Here is a 14,082-nt window from a genome sequence, read left to right as displayed (position 1 = left end):
CTTGATGTCCCAAGGGCGCGATGCGAAGGAGGTTAGCTCTTAGGCCAGCTGCCTTCGATGCTGTCGGCAACCTGCTGGGCGGGAGTGCCGTTGATCCATGCAACGATGCCCTTCCAGAAGGAGTTGGAGCCTACGGCGCCCGGCATCAGGTCAGAGCCGTCGAAGCGGAAGACGGTGTCCGGATCCTGGAGCAGTGCGATGGACTGCTTGTCGAGTTCCGTCTGGGCACTCGCCGGGTCCAGTCCCTTGTTGGCACTGATGACGCCACCGAGCTTGACTCGGTTGTTGGCGAACTCGGCGCTGGCCAAGTAAGCCAGGAAGGCCTGCGCCTCCGGGGTGTCCTTGTAAGCGCCCACCATCTCGCCGCCGCCGGTGATTGCCTGGCCCTTGCTGGGGTCGATCGGAGGCGTCATGAAGGCCCAGACGTCGCCATCGGGAGCCACAGCGGTCCCTTCCGGCCAGTTGGCTGCCTGGAAGTTGGCCTGGTGGTGCATGGCGCACTGGCCATCGAGGACGGGCTGACCTGCCTGCGCGAAGCCGGTGGTCAGGATTGAACGAACGTCGCCAAATCCGCCGTTGACATAGTCGGAGTTCAGGAGGATCTCGCCGGTCTGGTTCAGCGCATCCACAATCTTGGGGTCGTTGAAGGGAATCCCGTGCGTGACCCACTGGTCGTAGACCTCGGGGCCCTGAGCGCGGAGGACAACATCCTCGACCCAGTCAGTGCCCGGCCAGCCGGTCGCTTCGCCGGATTCGAAGCCGGCACACCACGGCTTCATGGTGCCGTCATCGGCGATCTTCTTGGACAGTGTCAGCATTTCGTCCCAGGTCTTGGGAACTTCCCAGCCCTTGTCCTTGAACGTCTTCGGGGCGTACCAGACGTAACCCTTGACGTTCGCGAGCATCGGTGCCGCGTAGAAGGTCCCGTCCACCGTGCCGTACTTCTTCCAGTCAGCGGACCAGTTCTTGTCCACAAGATCCGAGACTGCCTTCGGAGCCGGCTTCAGGCCGCCTGCCTTGGCCTGATCGGCCAGGAGGCCTGGCTGCGGGAAGATGGCGACGTCCGGGGCGTTTCCAGCCTTGGCCCGGACACCGATCTGGGTCTCGAATTCCTTGCTGCCCTCGTACTTGATGGTTGCGCCGGTGCATTCCTCAAACGTTGCCCAGGCGGTTTCCAGGTTGGTAGCTTCGATGTCCACGATGGTGGAGTAGACGGAGACGGTCTTGCCGTCGTGCTTGCCGTAACTCTCATAGGGAGAGCAGTCACTGCCGGTGGTGCCGCCACCGCCCCCGCCGGGACTACAGGCCGTCAGGGACAGCGCCAGAATTCCGGTGGCAGCAACCGGAAGCAGGTATTTGCGGTTTTTCATGCTGAGGACTCCTCGGTGAGTTACAGAACTTCAACAGGTGAGACAAAGGCAACGGACATCATTGCGTGGTCTGAATCACATACTAATCAGGCTCCGGCCATGAATGCAAGCGTTTACATCCGGTTGTGTCCGAAAGGATATCTAGGCCCCCGTCCACGGGAGTTTGGGCGCCGCAGCGATGATGCCCGGGACCGTGAGACGGCTTCGACATGCGGCTATGCCCACAAAGGGCGCACAAAGGAAAGGCGCCGCGCTCCCCGGGGAGCGCGGCGCCCTTTAGGCATCGTGGGGCATACCCCATGGTTGGGCCTATTTGCCGCCCTTGAACAGACCGGCGATCTTCGCGCCAAAGCCCTTCACGTTCTCGGTCACGCTGCCGGCCAGTCCCTTGGCGTTTTCAGCAACATCGCCCACGAGTTCCTTGGCGTTCTCAGCCACGTCGCCGTCGAAGAACTCCTTAACGTTTTCTGCAGCTTCGCCAGCGAATTCCTTCACGTTCTCCGCAGCCTCGCCAGCGAATTCCTTGGCCTCTTCTGCCGCGCCTTCGTTTGCCGCTCCGCTGCCAGTTACTTGCTCGCTCATGGTATTCCCCTTGATTCCCCGGATATTCGATCCGGACAGTGGTGGTGGCCCGTTGCCAGGCGATGTCCGCCGGCATCGGCACAACAGATGTCCCCCGGATCACACTAACGGACGCGCTCAGCGCGGCTGAACCGTGTCCTGGCCCCGGCACCAATGTGAATCAGGACGGGTGTCTGTTTTCCCACCACTTGGTCCAAGGCGTCCACCAGGGCAGAGACCTCGGCCGCAAGGAGATGCGGCGCCACGCCCTGGCGCGGCTGGAGCCGGATTTTCAGGGCGGGGCTGCCCTGGACATCGTAGGTTGCCACCGTGGCACCCGCCAGATCGGGCCGTTCAGCCAAGGCGTGTTTCAACGCCTGCTCCGCTACTCCCCCGCTGATCCGGACGTCTCCGGCTACTGTCCCGGGATCGTACTCGGCCACCAGCAAGTTGCTCCGGCCTTTGCCCTGCTGCGCAATCCAGGCAACCATCAGGCCAATCAGAACCACCAGGGCAAACGCCATCACAATCCAGAGCCAGCTTTCCGGACGTCCCGGAAAGCGGGTGTTGTCGAAGAACTGTTTGACGCTGCGCCAGGCCGATCCGGACCAGGCATGCCACCAGGTTGCCACGGGTGGAACGGTGGCCAGCAGGACGAGCAGGATGCCCACGGCGAGCAGCTTGAGGCCGAGGATGCCGAGCAGGATCCGGTTGAGGAGCGAGGGTGTGGCCGTCATGCTCCAATCACTCCTACGTTGGAAATGTTCACGCGGACGTCAGGCACCGGGACCAGTGACATCCCGCTGAGTTCGTCCTGGACCGCGGCCAGCACCGCCGCTTCCGCTACTGGAACCCCTGAGGTGGGGCGCACGTTGACGATAATCTGCCGCCGGGACACCACCACCATGACCTGCTCCGGGGTGACATTGGCAGCGAGCCGTGCGCTGCGTGCCAGGGCGGAGGCGATGACCTCGTCATCGACCACCACGGCGGACGAATTTCCGGTGCCGTTCAGCGTGGTGCCGTTCAGCACGTGCCGGGCTCGTCTTCCCGGCAGGACGGCGTTGAGCAGGAAAAACAGCCCCACCATGGCTACTACGCCGCCGCTGGCACCGAGCAGCAACGGCGGGATACCCGCCGGAAGAGCAACGATGCGCTCCGCCGCCAGTTGCGGTTCGATCAGCCAGGCCGGCTGACCAATGGCGTGCACGGCCGATTCGAGAAGACCGTAACCGGCCAGCCCCATCACCAGGACCGCTGCCACCGTGGCCACCGCTGCCCGCGAGGAATGGGTTTCCCGGTAGACGACCCTGCGCATATCAGGTTGCCGCTGGGCTCGGGCGCGGTTTGTTTGCCTCGAATCCAGGTCCCCGTCCACTGATCCTCCGGTCACTGGACCCGGCCTCCCTCGATCGGCTTTACGCCGCTGATGCGGATATCCACCCTGCTCAGACTGGCGCCGCTGAGGGCCGTGACCGTTGACATGATCCTGGATTTGGCATCGACCGTCCGGTCCCAAATGGATCCACCGAATGCGGCCACCCGGCTTGCATCCCTGAGCACGGTGGCCAGCGGCGGGATCCTGATCGGTGACACCAGCGACAACGCCAGCAGGCCGTCGTCGTCCGTCCAGTCCGCCCGGACATCGTGGGGCTCCACACCCAGGGCTTCCGCGGCGGCTGTCCTGGCAAGGCTGGTCAGGGCCTGCGTGCTGATGCGGTTGTGGCCGCTCAGGACCCGACCCTGAATGGATGGTGCGGCTGCCGTCATGACGATGAGCGCCGGCCGATGATGGCATCCAGGACGCCGCGCAGGTCCAGTTTCCCTTCCGCTGCGCGGCCCAGGAGGGCGCCGATGGCCATAAAGAGAAGCGAGACCAGAAAGCCCCATAGCCCGAACTGGAAGGACATAAACGCCACGAAGGCGCCCATGGCGATGCCCACAACGGTCAGATTCACAGCAGTGCCTCCCTCTCGGCGACGGCAGGGGCTCCGGCCTTCGCCGGCGGCGCCACGTAGACATCGGTTATTTCGACATTCACTTCAATGACCTGCAGGCCGACGAGTTCCTCGACCGCGCGGTAAACGGCTGCTCTCACCTGATTGGCCAGGGAATGCAGGGGCGTGCCGTAGGAGGCCACCAGGCTGATGTCCACCGCCACCTGCGTCTCACCGACCTCGGCTCGGACGCCTGCAGCATGGTCCGAACTGCCGACGGCGTCCCGGATGGCCCCCAGCGCACGCGACGGAGCCGAGCCCAAAAAATAGACGCCGGGCACGGCACGGGCAGCGATGCCGGCAACTTTTGCCACGGCGGTCTCAGCGATCACGGTCCGGCCATGACCGGGCACGGGCGCCTGGCTGGCGGCATGGTGGCTGGTAGCAGGCTGGCTGGTAGCGAGCCGGCGCTCGACGCCCGCATCGGGTTGTGGGTTCTGGTATTCCATCAGACACTTCCCCTTCTGTTGATCCCAACCCTATCCCGTGCGTGTGGGAACGCACGGGAATCCGTGGCGAGTCAGGCCAGCTTCCGGCCGGTCAGCGTAAATCCGGCCTTTCCGCCTTCGCTGAACACCGACGTATCGGTGTCGGCCCAGTCGGGCAGGAAGAGGTCTGTGACAACAGTGCCGCTTCCGGGGGCGAACACCTCCACTGACAAGGTATCGAGCAGGATCCGCAGCTTCAGTTTTCCGTCCACCAGTGGCAGGCTCACCTGGTGGTAGGGGCTGAACTTGTCCGAAAAGTTTGAGGTCCCGGCCGCGGACCGGTCAACCGTCAGCGTGCCTGACTGCGCCTGGTATCGGATCTCACGACACGCAAATTACCCTCCGACACGGAAAATCCTTGGCGACACCTATATTTCGGTGTCGCCAGGGAATCTGCGCGTCGACAAGGAGTATGCGCGTCGTAGGACGGGCCGTTAAAGAAGAAAAGCACCAGTTCCGAAGAACTGATGCTTCCCAGTGGTGGCTCCGACCGGCGTCGATCCGGTGACCTTTCGATTTTCAGTCGAACGCTCTACCAACTGAGCTACAGAGCCTAGGTGACATGTCACCTTGACCGCCGGAATTTCTTCCGGCAATCAGAGCGACCCTGACGGGACTTGAACCCGCGACCTCCGCCGTGACAGGGCGGCGCGCTAACCAACTGCGCTACAGGGCCTTGATTTTCTTGCTTCGCGGCATCGCTACCGCTTTTTTCAAGGCTTCCAGCTTACCAGACGTTTTCAGCCTGCCAGACCAGTTTCTTGCGTACCCCCAACGGGATTCGAACCCGTGCCGCCGCCGTGAAAGGGCGGTGTCCTAGGCCGCTAGACGATGGGGGCCAGAACCCGTTCGGCACAAAATAAAAGGCTTCGAGCCGAGGGCCCTCAGTCTTTACGTTTGCAGTTGCTCCGAACTGGACTCTAAAACTATAGGGCCTCGGCGGGAATAACTCAAAATCGGCCCGCAGACACCTGACCGAAGCGGCCGGAACAGGCGAAGATGGACAGATGGATGCCGTCGCCGCACTCAATGAAATTGCTTTCTGGTTGGAACGGGAACGCGCTGCCACGTTCAAGGTCCAGGCCTTCCGGAAGGCGGCCGGGATCATCGCCGGGCTTGACCCTTCGGAGGTGGCAGTCCGGGCCCGGGACGGCAGGCTCAAGAGCATGAAGGGCATCGGCGACAGAACGTACCAGGTGGTCCGGCAGGCCGTGGACGGCGAGGTGCCCGAGTACCTTGAGGACCTGCGCCAGCGCAGCGGGGCGCCTCTGGCCGACGGCGGGGCCGAACTCCACGCAGCACTCCGCGGCGACCTCCACAGCCACAGCGACTGGTCCGACGGCGGCTCCCCCATCCAGCTCATGGCCGATGCCGCCCGCCTGCTGGGCAGAGACTACCTGGCACTGACAGACCACTCGCCCAACCTGACCATCGCCAACGGGCTCAGCGCCGAGCGCCTGACCGAACAGCTCGATGTAGTGGCCGCCATCAACGCCGCCTCCGCACTTGACGGCAAGGATGACGGATTCCGGCTCCTGACCGGCATCGAGGTGGACATCCTGGAAACCGGCGAACTGGACCAGTCGCCGGACATGCTGGACCGGCTGGATGTTGTGGTGGCCAGCGTCCATTCGAAGCTTCGGGCGGACCGCGCCACCATGACCCAGCGGATGCTCCAGGGCATCCAGAACCCCCAGACCAATGCGCTCGGCCACTGCACCGGCCGCCTGGTGGAGGGCTCCCGTGGCACGCGGCCGCAATCGGACTTCGACGCCCGGGAGGTGTTCGCGGCGTGCGCCGAATACAACGTGGCGGTAGAGATCAACTCCCGCCCCGAGCGGCAGGACCCGCCGGATGACCTGATCCAGCTGGCCCTCGACGCCGGCTGCCTGTTCTCGATCGACAGCGACGCCCACGCTCCGGGCCAGCTCGACTTCCTCCAGTACGGGGCTGCCCGCGCCGCGCATAACAATATTCCCGCGGAGCGCATCGTGACCACCTGGCCCCTGGAACGGCTGCTGGAGTGGTCGGCCCGGGATTGGCAGAAACTCGACTAGACGTGACCGATTCCCGCCAGCCGCCGGCGTCGCCCCGGGGATAGATTGGCAGCATGGCTTCAAGCACCCCTCCCAGCGCAGCAACAACAACGGCGCTTCGCCCACCACCTGGCCGAACAAATGCGCTCGGCGTCGCCGCCGTGGTGGTCACCGTAGTGCTCTGGGCTTCGGCGTTCGTGGGGATCCGGGCCATCGGCCCCACCTTCTCCCCCGGATCCCTGACCCTGGGCAGGCTGGCGGTTGCCGCCGTCGTGCTCGGTGCACTGGTGCTGCCGCAGCTGGCCAAAAGCAGAGTGCTGCCGCAAGGCCGCGAATGGTGGCCCATCCTGGGGTACGGCGTGATGTGGTTCGGCGGCTACAACGTGGCCCTGAACGCGGCGGAACACCTGCTGGACGCCGGGACCGCCGCGCTGCTGATCAACGTCAACCCCATCCTCGTTGCCATCATGGCCGGTTTCTTCCTGAAGGAGGGCTTCCCGCGCTGGCTGATTATCGGGAGCCTGGTGGCGTTCGGCGGGGTGGCGCTGATCGCGCTCGGATCCGGCTCAGGTTCCGGGGAACGTTCGACGGCGGATGTGGCGGGCGTGCTGCTCTGCCTCCTTGCCGCCGTGCTCGCCGCCGTCAGCGTCATCATCCAGAAGCCGGTGCTGCGGAAGTTCCCGGCGGGCCAGGCCACCTGGTTCGGCATCATGGTGGGGGCGGTCTGCTGCCTGCCCTTCAGCGGCCAGCTGGTGTCCGAACTGCAGTCCGCCCCGCTGCCGGCAACACTGGGCCTGGTGTATCTGGGCGTCTTCCCCACCGCCATTGCATTCACCACGTGGGCCTACGCGCTGTCGCTGATTGACGCCGGAAAACTAGCGGCCACCACCTATCTGGTGCCGGGCACCACCATCCTGATCTCCTGGCTGATCCTCAGCGAAGTCCCCGCCGTGCTGGGCCTCGTGGGCGGGGTGGTCTGCCTGGTGGGTGTGGGCCTGACTCGCCGCAGGTCCCGGTAGAGGCGGTCCATTCAGCGTCAGGAGGGCTTCACTGCTGTGCCCGCGATGATGGGCGTGGCCAGGGCAACCGCCGGGGCCTCCAACCTGCTGACTTCCGTGAATTCGAACCCGGCTTCGCCGATGGATGCCACCGTGTTCCGGTTGAGGTGGCACCCGGGCGCCACGCATAGGCCCCACAGACCGTCCAGCCTGTCCTGCCAGCGGGCCGCACGGCCCTGTCCGCGGACATGTTCCAGCACCGCGAGGGTACCTCCGGGTTTGAGCACCCTGCGGGCCTCCAACAGGGCAAGCCGCTGATCCGGCACCGAGCACAGCACCAGGGTGAACACAACGGCGTCAGCCGTGCCGTCCGGCAGCGGCAGGTGCTCCGCATCGGCCTCGGAAACCTCCACCGGAACGGGCGACTCCCCCAGACGTGCCCTCAATCTGGCCCGCATGTAGGGGTCCGGTTCCACGAGGATTACCCGGTCAGCGTGGCGGAAGTGCCGCAGGTTGGCCCCGGTGCCAGCGCCGACGTCCACCACGGTTCCCGCCAGCGCGGAGAGCAGTAGCGCCCGGCGCGGAGACAGCTCCCTGCGCTCCACAGAGGCCGACAACGTGTCGTACATGGCGGCAAAAAGGCGATGGCGGACGGACATCCGGCTCCTCACAGGTGGTCAGGGATGGGATTCAGTATGCGCGCCAACCCGGCTGCGGACTAGAGTCTGCATATGCCCGTCAACCTGCCGCCCGGCCTGCCCATCATCCCGGATGGCCCGCAAGAGTCCGGTCCGTTTGAGATGTCCGCTGACGATTTCGAAGCCGCCGTCACGGATGCCCTGGGCCTGATCCCCGCCAAGCTTGCGGCCGCCATGGACAACGTGGCGGTGTTTGTCGAGGACGACTACGTGCCCGGCCCGGGCGAGGACCCGGACACCGTTCTGCTGGGCCTCTATGAGGGTGTCCCCTTGACGGAGCGGGATTCATGGTGGGACGCCGGTTCGCTGCCGGACCGGATCACCATCTTTCGCCAACCCATCCTGGACATCTGCGGGTCCCGCGACGAGGTGATCCAGGAAGTGGCCGTGACGGTGGTCCACGAGATCGCCCACCACTTCGGCATCGATGACCGGCGGCTGCACGAGCTCGGCTGGGACTAGCCTTGTAGGCATGGGACACGACCACAGCCACACACACGGGATCACGGCAACAGGCCGGCACCGCAAACGGCTCATCGCCGTCCTGACCATCACCCTTGCGGTGGTGGTGGTCCAGGTGATCGGCGCGGCACTGTCCGGATCATTGGCCCTGCTGGCTGATGCCGGCCACATGCTCTCCGACGCGGCAGGCGTGACCATCGCGCTCCTGGCTGCCTGGATCGCAGGACGCCCGGCGAGTGACCTGCGGACCTACGGCTACCAGCGTGCCGAGGTCCTGGCCGCCCTGGCCAACGCGCTGATCCTGATTGTCATCTCGGTGGTCATCTTCACCGAGGCCATCCGGCGGATCGGCTCGGCGCCCGAGGTCCACACCGACATCATGCTCTTCGCCGCCATCCTGGGCGCAGTGGCCAACCTCGTTTCGCTGCTGATCCTGCGCGGCGCGCACCAGGACAGCCTGAACGTCCGGGGCGCCTACCTTGAGGTGCTGGGTGACCTGCTGGGCTCAGTCGCCGTCATCGTTGCTGCCCTGGTCATCATGTTCACCGGCTACCAGGCCGCCGATACGATCGCCTCCGTGCTCATCGCCCTGATGATCCTGCCGCGGGCCTGGAGCCTGCTGCGGGATGTGGTGGACGTCCTCCTGGAGGCAACCCCCAAAGGCGTGGAGGTGCAGATGATCCGCGAACACATCCTCAGCGTTGACGGAGTGGTCGACGTCCATGACATCCATATCTGGACCATCACGTCCGGGGTGCCCGTGTTTTCGGCCCACGTGGTGGTGGAGGACGGCGTCCTTAATGCCCGCGGCGCCGACCAGCTCCTGGACAAGCTCACCACCTGCCTGGGCTCCCACTTTGACACCGAGCACTGCACATTCCAGCTGGAGCCCGCCAGCCACTCGGAGCACGAATCGCGCCAGCACGCATAGCAGGACTCCCAAAAACTTTGGGCCCGGACGGCGGCGCGCGGGCGTCACGCCGAGCACCCTTTTGGCCACCGGCGAAGTCGCGAACCCCGGAAATCCGGCGGAGCCCTAGCCACTTGGCCGGGAGAGATCTGTCCTGCGGAGCGGGAGCCGATTCCGCGACACGCCGGTCGGGATGCGCCGGAATCGCACTCTTGTTGACTATGTTATTGATGTGACCAGTGTTGCCAAAGTGCACCCGCTCACGTAGCCTCGGACTGCTGGGAGATCAGCAGAGGGGCTTCTTGTGCCGCCACCAGACCTCGCTCCCCCAGCCTTACCGCGTGCGAGGTTCTGCGAATGGGTTTGACTGGATCCGGCCTGAAGGCCGCCGTGCTGTGCACCGCCGTACTTTTCGGCACCATGACCCTCCCCGCCCAGGCAGCGTCCATGCCGCAGGCCCGGCTGTGGACTTCAGCGCTTTGCGGCGGCTCTTTTTGAAAGTTCCATGTCGCTAATTGCCGATGACAAGGATGCTGGCAGCGGTTTCGACGACGTCGTCTGTGATGGTTTCTAGTTGGTTGATCTTGAGTACTCGTTGGATCTGGGCATCGATCTGCCCCATCAGTTCATCGAAGGCGCCGGAAGCCTTGAAAGACTCCATGCTCCCGGCGGCAGCGACCTTCGCCGCGAGTGAATCCGCCGTCTGAGGTTCGTGTTCAGTTCAGCGCTGGCTGCCGTGCGCGGCTACGGACAGCGCCTGCCACTCGTTCCACGTCGCGAGCCGGGATTCGTAGTCGGCGGTGGCGATGGCCAGCGGCGCCTCTCCGAAGAAGACCCGCAGGGGCGGGTTCTCGGAGTCCACCAGGGCGAGTACCGCGTCCCTGGTCGCCGCCGGGTCACCGGGAGTGCCGCGCCGGCTGGGCCGGTTGGCGGCCTGCTCACGGACCCCGTCGTAGGCGGGCAGTTCTGTGGCGTGCCTCGCGGAGCTGCCGCCCCAGTCGGTGGAGTAACCACCGGGCTCGATGAGGGTGACGTTGATGCCGAAGCCTGCCACTTCCTGCGCGAGTGACTGACTGAGGCCTTCCAGCGCCCATTTGGAGGCGTGGTAGATGCCCACTGTGGGAAACGCTGAGATCCCGCCGATGGAGGAGACCTGCAGGATGTGGCCGCTAACCTGGCCGCGCAGGAAGGGAAGCGCCGCCTGGGTGACCCAGAGCGCGCCGAAAAGGTTGGTCTCGATCTGCTCGCGGGCCTCCGCCTCGCTGAGCTCCTCGACCGCGCCGAACTGGCCGTAGCCGGCGTTGTTCACCACTACGTCGAGCCGGCCAAAATGCTCGTGCGCCCGGGCGACGGCGGCGAATACCGCGTCACGGTCGGTGACGTCTAGCGAGATCGGCAGCACCTTGTCGCCGAACTCTGCCGCGAGGGTATCCAGGCTGTTGGTGTTTCGGGCGGTGGCTGCCACGTTGTCCCCGCGCTCCAGCGCGGCCAGCGCCCACTCCCGGCCGAAGCCGCGGGACGTACCGGTGATAAACCATGTTTTGGCGCTCATACGATGTCTCCTGAGGTGGGGTGGGGGTGGGGTTCGGCGCGGTTCAGTCGGCGCTGACCTGATGGCGGAAGCGGTCACGTTTGCTGTGCAGGTCCCACAGATGACCGGCCAGCACATCGGGGTCCTTCTCGGGATCCCCGGCAATGATGCGGCCGCCGATGATGAGCTGGGACACCTGGATGCCTTCCTCGCCCAGGACCTCGTTAAGGAGCTGCGCGTAGGCGGCCTGCCCGGCAAAAGCAACGGACGTGCCGGTCACGTTGCGGCCAGGCTTGACGGCCGAGCCGCCATTGACGAACAGAATAGTTCCGCGGTTCTTACCGAGGAAACGCATGCCCGGCACCACCTGGTGCACCGCGGCAACCGGTCCGTAGATGGAGAACTCGACGGGCCCCACAAGGTCCGCCGGCGTCGTCTCAAGGACCGGGCGCATGAAGTCCTTTTGCGGCAGCGGACTGTACTGCAGCACCTCGATCGGGCCAAGGGTCTCCGCCACCTGCTCCAGGGCCTTGGCAATGGACGACGGGTCGCGGACGTCAGCGGTGAAACCCCTGGCCTCCACGCCGTCACTGGCCAATTCCCCGGCCAGTGCATCCAGGCGCCCCTGGTCGCGGGAGATCAGGCCAACGGTGAAACCTTCCGCGCCGAAACGCCGCGCCACTGCTGCCCCTAGTCCTGGTCCTGCTCCGATGATTGCAATAGTAGTCATACCGGGTCCAAGGCCTGAGGCCCCCGATGTATTCCACAGGTGCGTGGTTAACCTGGCGTTAGTGACGAAGAGCTCCAACGCGATGTTGTCAGGATCTCAGAACTCCAGAACATATCCGGAGCCGACGTCTTTGACGCCACTGTGTCCGAGGCCCCGCTCATCCAACATCGTTGCAGCGGCATCAAGGTACTCACGCCCGGCAACTTTCAGGCACCTTTGGAACTGGTGCACTGCCCCTAATGGCAATGCCGTTCGGTTAGTCGTCTGGGTCGGGTGTCAAGATTCTCGTGGTGAGTGTCGCGGGGTAGGTTCGGCGGTCGATGGCACGGCCTTTGGCCCGGTATTTCGAGATCGCGCGTTTGATCACGCGGGGCCGGGTGCGTGTGCGGCGGTCGGGCATGAGATCGGCCCGTAGCGCGGCTCCGATACAGCCGACCAGATCGACCGTGGTAGCGGCGATGATCCCGGCGGCTTGGATGACTTGGTCGCGGGCGGTTCTCAGCGCTGTGGTGAATGATGCCCGGTCGGGATCGATATCAGGGGTGTCAAGGAGCGCGTCGGCCATCGCGGTGCGCAGCACCTGGTAGACCGTCAGCAGAGCCCAGACTTCCTGCTCAACCCCAGTCGGATACCGGCTGCGGAGCACGCGCCCGCCCAGGATCGTGGATTTGAGTTCGCAGTACGCCGTCTCGATCTCCCACCTCTCGTGATACAGCCCCATCAGCTGTTTCGCAGGAGCTTCGGCGGGGTTCAGTAACGTCGTGATGAGTCGATACTCGCCGGTGCGGGTCGATGCCTCGGTCGTGATCGTCACTGCCGCGTCGATGACTCGAACCCGCACACCGGCAGCGACTGAGAGGAACGAGCCATCGCGCAGACGGGTCAGGATTGGAAGGTTCATCGCACCATTTCCTTTCTTGGCCCGAATCAAGAATTCCGCCCCGGTGCCTGCGACAGTGGTGAAGAACTTATAGGTAGCGAAGTTCCGGTCCCCCAGCAGCAGCATCCCCGGCCGCAGCGCGGTAGCGACACGCTCTGCATAGGTGAGCTCCCCGATCTTGTCCGTTCCGAAGACAGCCTCAATGACGTCGCGGGTACCGGCGGTAACGATCGCGACCAGCCGGATCATGGGGTATCCCGCTTCCCCGTTCGGGCCACCACGCGGTTTGGGAAACATCACCCGGTTCGCTTCGGTATCAGCGACCGGGATCTGGGTGCCATCGATCGCGACCACGAGGCGCCCTGCGAACCTGACCCTCTGATGAGCACACGTCACCGCAGAGCCCACGAAGAACGTGAACAACTCGCGCAATGATTTCGGCCCGACACGGCGCATCGCCTCGGTGATCGCCGCACCCGAAGGCCGAACCACCGGGCCGGGAAGGCCCGCGGTCAGGCGCGAGAAGACATGCCGCCACCCCTGACCGGCGAACAAGGCCCCGGCAAGGAGGACATACACCACCACCCGTGACGGCAGACGCCTGAGACGTTGTTCCTCCCCGCCAGCTGTTGCCAGAGCGGCATCGATCATCTCCGGAGGGACGATCTGGGTGAGTTCCCCAAGATGCCCAGGCGCGAACACATCCGACGCCGGTGCGGACGAGTTGCTGGCAGAATGAGACATCGCAGCCCTTGTTGTTGAAGCGGAATCAAAAGTCCGGCAAGACTTGACTCACTTCTAACAAGGGCTGCGCCTATTCACCTGAACGCAACGCCGGGATACGGGTTGACATCACCGTGCAGACCTTAACCGAACGGCATTGCCCCTAATGGGGGCCCAATAGCGGAACAATCCGGTTCGATGGTGCGCAATCACCCGAACCATCTGAATTGGTTGCCTTCGCTAGTGGCTTCCCGTGCCCTGCAACTCCGCTGATGCCGCTGATGCCGCTGCCGCTGATGAGAGATACGTTCCCTGGCATCCAATAAACCGTCAGCCGGCTCTCTGTTTCGTTTGGCGGCGTCGGTTCACGGCGTCGGAAAATGCTACGCCTATGAGGGGAATAACGGCCCCTATAGCGGCGACGAATGCCGGGAGGAGGGAACTCAAGCTTGCCAGGACCGCCAAGGCTCCGATGCCGGCGAGATCGGAGGCTCGGCGGTGGCCCAGTAACCGTCGAATAAAAACGCCCCGGCCGGCGAGGAAAAGAGCCGGCCCGCCATAAAGAAACAGAACGGTGGCCAGATCAGGGCGGGCAGCCGGATCGCTGATCACGAGCTGATCACCAACCGCCACCAGGATCAGGCCCGCCAGGAACACCACCAAGGTGTTGCCCGCCAAAATACCGGGCCGGAACTGAT

General features: G+C 64.6%; 18 protein-coding genes, 3 tRNA genes and 1 pseudogene. 5 read left to right on the top strand and 17 right to left on the bottom strand.

Annotated elements, in window-relative coordinates; genetic code table 11:
- Nucleotides 1-32 precede the first annotated feature (32 nt).
- The 11 genes from NG698_RS12435 to NG698_RS12385 all read right to left on the bottom strand — a co-directional run bounded on the left by NG698_RS12435 (nt 33) and on the right by NG698_RS12385 (nt 5,255).
- Nucleotides 33-1,370, bottom strand: coding sequence for an ABC transporter substrate-binding protein (locus NG698_RS12435; RefSeq protein ID WP_252602725.1), 1,338 nt, complete (start codon nt 1,368-1,370; stop codon nt 33-35).
- A gap of 309 nt (nt 1,371-1,679) precedes the next feature.
- The gene (locus NG698_RS12430) at nt 1,680-1,952 is read right to left on the bottom strand and encodes a hypothetical protein (RefSeq protein ID WP_252610054.1); all 273 of its coding nucleotides are present in this window, start codon (nt 1,950-1,952) and stop codon (nt 1,680-1,682) included.
- Between the two features lie 104 nt (nt 1,953-2,056).
- Nucleotides 2,057-2,668: a hypothetical protein gene (locus NG698_RS12425; RefSeq protein WP_252610052.1), complete on the bottom strand. Its 612-nt coding sequence runs from the start codon at nt 2,666-2,668 to the stop codon at nt 2,057-2,059.
- The gene (locus NG698_RS12420) at nt 2,665-3,249 is read right to left on the bottom strand and encodes a DUF6286 domain-containing protein (RefSeq protein WP_252602716.1); all 585 of its coding nucleotides are present in this window, start codon (nt 3,247-3,249) and stop codon (nt 2,665-2,667) included. The genes NG698_RS12425 and NG698_RS12420 overlap by 4 nt, the downstream gene beginning before the upstream one ends.
- Before the next feature lie 71 nt (nt 3,250-3,320).
- Nucleotides 3,321-3,701, bottom strand: a complete 381-nt coding sequence (locus tag NG698_RS12415; protein WP_252602713.1) for a hypothetical protein — start codon at nt 3,699-3,701, stop codon at nt 3,321-3,323.
- Entirely contained in the window at nt 3,698-3,889 is a 192-nt protein-coding gene (locus NG698_RS12410) for a hypothetical protein (RefSeq protein WP_111907359.1), read from the bottom strand. The genes NG698_RS12415 and NG698_RS12410 overlap by 4 nt, the downstream gene beginning before the upstream one ends.
- A complete protein-coding gene (locus NG698_RS12405; protein WP_252602710.1) occupies nt 3,886-4,377 on the bottom strand; it encodes an Asp23/Gls24 family envelope stress response protein in 492 nt (163 codons plus the stop codon). The genes NG698_RS12410 and NG698_RS12405 overlap by 4 nt, the downstream gene beginning before the upstream one ends.
- Before the next feature lie 71 nt (nt 4,378-4,448).
- Nucleotides 4,449-4,736 (bottom strand): glycoside hydrolase family 32 C-terminal domain-containing protein, encoded by a 288-nt coding sequence (locus NG698_RS12400; RefSeq protein ID WP_308293038.1) that lies wholly within the window; start codon nt 4,734-4,736, stop codon nt 4,449-4,451.
- Nucleotides 4,737-4,894: 158 nt separating this feature from the next.
- A tRNA-Phe gene (locus tag NG698_RS12395) sits at nt 4,895-4,970 on the bottom strand.
- Nucleotides 4,971-5,018: 48 nt separating this feature from the next.
- Nucleotides 5,019-5,092: transfer RNA gene (locus NG698_RS12390), tRNA-Asp, on the bottom strand.
- Between the two features lie 90 nt (nt 5,093-5,182).
- Nucleotides 5,183-5,255, bottom strand: a tRNA-Glu gene (locus NG698_RS12385).
- Nucleotides 5,256-5,423: 168 nt separating this feature from the next.
- Here NG698_RS12385 and NG698_RS12380 point away from each other — a divergent pair.
- Complete coding sequence (locus NG698_RS12380; RefSeq protein WP_252602707.1) at nt 5,424-6,473, top strand: PHP domain-containing protein; 1,050 nt, start codon at nt 5,424-5,426, stop codon at nt 6,471-6,473.
- Between the two features lie 53 nt (nt 6,474-6,526).
- Complete coding sequence (locus NG698_RS12375) at nt 6,527-7,471, top strand: DMT family transporter (protein ID WP_252610049.1); 945 nt, start codon at nt 6,527-6,529, stop codon at nt 7,469-7,471.
- A gap of 17 nt (nt 7,472-7,488) precedes the next feature.
- Here NG698_RS12375 and NG698_RS12370 read toward each other — a convergent pair whose 3' ends face one another.
- Nucleotides 7,489-8,109 (bottom strand): class I SAM-dependent methyltransferase, encoded by a 621-nt coding sequence (locus tag NG698_RS12370; protein WP_252602701.1) that lies wholly within the window; start codon nt 8,107-8,109, stop codon nt 7,489-7,491.
- 72 nt (nt 8,110-8,181) lie between these two features.
- Here NG698_RS12370 and NG698_RS12365 point away from each other — a divergent pair, with 72 nt between their 5' ends.
- From NG698_RS12365 to NG698_RS12355, 3 genes are all read left to right on the top strand, one after another.
- The gene (locus NG698_RS12365; RefSeq protein WP_056348808.1) at nt 8,182-8,610 is read left to right on the top strand and encodes a metallopeptidase family protein; all 429 of its coding nucleotides are present in this window, start codon (nt 8,182-8,184) and stop codon (nt 8,608-8,610) included.
- A gap of 10 nt (nt 8,611-8,620) precedes the next feature.
- The gene (locus NG698_RS12360; RefSeq protein WP_252602698.1) at nt 8,621-9,541 is read left to right on the top strand and encodes a cation diffusion facilitator family transporter; all 921 of its coding nucleotides are present in this window, start codon (nt 8,621-8,623) and stop codon (nt 9,539-9,541) included.
- 336 nt (nt 9,542-9,877) lie between these two features.
- Nucleotides 9,878-10,018: a hypothetical protein gene (locus NG698_RS12355; RefSeq protein WP_252610046.1), complete on the top strand. Its 141-nt coding sequence runs from the start codon at nt 9,878-9,880 to the stop codon at nt 10,016-10,018.
- A gap of 13 nt (nt 10,019-10,031) precedes the next feature.
- Here the strand turns inward: NG698_RS12355 and NG698_RS12350 are convergent.
- The 5 genes and pseudogenes from NG698_RS12350 to NG698_RS12330 all read right to left on the bottom strand — a co-directional run.
- Nucleotides 10,032-10,124 (bottom strand): annotated as a pseudogene (locus tag NG698_RS12350) (AAA family ATPase); the annotation flags it as partial.
- A gap of 117 nt (nt 10,125-10,241) precedes the next feature.
- Nucleotides 10,242-11,072: an SDR family oxidoreductase gene (locus NG698_RS12345; protein ID WP_252610044.1), complete on the bottom strand. Its 831-nt coding sequence runs from the start codon at nt 11,070-11,072 to the stop codon at nt 10,242-10,244.
- A gap of 43 nt (nt 11,073-11,115) precedes the next feature.
- A complete protein-coding gene (locus tag NG698_RS12340) occupies nt 11,116-11,781 on the bottom strand; it encodes an SDR family NAD(P)-dependent oxidoreductase (protein WP_252610042.1) in 666 nt (221 codons plus the stop codon).
- Between the two features lie 256 nt (nt 11,782-12,037).
- Complete coding sequence (locus tag NG698_RS12335) at nt 12,038-13,405, bottom strand: IS4 family transposase (protein ID WP_252610040.1); 1,368 nt, start codon at nt 13,403-13,405, stop codon at nt 12,038-12,040.
- Nucleotides 13,406-13,714: 309 nt separating this feature from the next.
- A partial coding sequence (locus NG698_RS12330; RefSeq protein WP_252610038.1) for a low temperature requirement protein A occupies nt 13,715-14,082 on the bottom strand: 368 nt, incomplete at its 5' end.

Origin of the sequence: Pseudarthrobacter raffinosi, assembly GCF_023913735.1 — a bacterium.
Lineage (GTDB): Bacteria > Actinomycetota > Actinomycetes > Actinomycetales > Micrococcaceae > Arthrobacter > Arthrobacter raffinosi.
This window is presented reverse-complemented; position numbering and strand designations above follow the sequence as displayed.

What these genes read in the sequence shown, in the direction of transcription:
- NG698_RS12435 (WP_252602725.1), bottom strand. Translation starts at nt 1,370, where the DNA reads ATGAAAAACCGCAAATACCTGCTTCCGGTTGCTGCCACCGGAATTCTG.
- NG698_RS12430 (WP_252610054.1), bottom strand. Translation starts at nt 1,952, where the DNA reads ATGAGCGAGCAAGTAACTGGCAGCGGAGCGGCAAACGAAGGCGCGGCA.
- NG698_RS12425 (WP_252610052.1), bottom strand. Translation starts at nt 2,668, where the DNA reads ATGACGGCCACACCCTCGCTCCTCAACCGGATCCTGCTCGGCATCCTC.
- NG698_RS12420 (WP_252602716.1), bottom strand. Translation starts at nt 3,249, where the DNA reads ATGCGCAGGGTCGTCTACCGGGAAACCCATTCCTCGCGGGCAGCGGTG.
- NG698_RS12415 (WP_252602713.1), bottom strand. Translation starts at nt 3,701, where the DNA reads ATGACGGCAGCCGCACCATCCATTCAGGGTCGGGTCCTGAGCGGCCAC.
- NG698_RS12405 (WP_252602710.1), bottom strand. Translation starts at nt 4,377, where the DNA reads ATGGAATACCAGAACCCACAACCCGATGCGGGCGTCGAGCGCCGGCTC.
- NG698_RS12380 (WP_252602707.1), top strand. Translation starts at nt 5,424, where the DNA reads ATGGATGCCGTCGCCGCACTCAATGAAATTGCTTTCTGGTTGGAACGG.
- NG698_RS12375 (WP_252610049.1), top strand. Translation starts at nt 6,527, where the DNA reads ATGGCTTCAAGCACCCCTCCCAGCGCAGCAACAACAACGGCGCTTCGC.
- NG698_RS12370 (WP_252602701.1), bottom strand. Translation starts at nt 8,109, where the DNA reads ATGTCCGTCCGCCATCGCCTTTTTGCCGCCATGTACGACACGTTGTCG.
- NG698_RS12365 (WP_056348808.1), top strand. Translation starts at nt 8,182, where the DNA reads ATGCCCGTCAACCTGCCGCCCGGCCTGCCCATCATCCCGGATGGCCCG.
- NG698_RS12360 (WP_252602698.1), top strand. Translation starts at nt 8,621, where the DNA reads ATGGGACACGACCACAGCCACACACACGGGATCACGGCAACAGGCCGG.
- NG698_RS12355 (WP_252610046.1), top strand. Translation starts at nt 9,878, where the DNA reads ATGGGTTTGACTGGATCCGGCCTGAAGGCCGCCGTGCTGTGCACCGCC.
- NG698_RS12345 (WP_252610044.1), bottom strand. Translation starts at nt 11,072, where the DNA reads ATGAGCGCCAAAACATGGTTTATCACCGGTACGTCCCGCGGCTTCGGC.
- NG698_RS12340 (WP_252610042.1), bottom strand. Translation starts at nt 11,781, where the DNA reads ATGACTACTATTGCAATCATCGGAGCAGGACCAGGACTAGGGGCAGCA.
- NG698_RS12335 (WP_252610040.1), bottom strand. Translation starts at nt 13,405, where the DNA reads ATGTCTCATTCTGCCAGCAACTCGTCCGCACCGGCGTCGGATGTGTTC.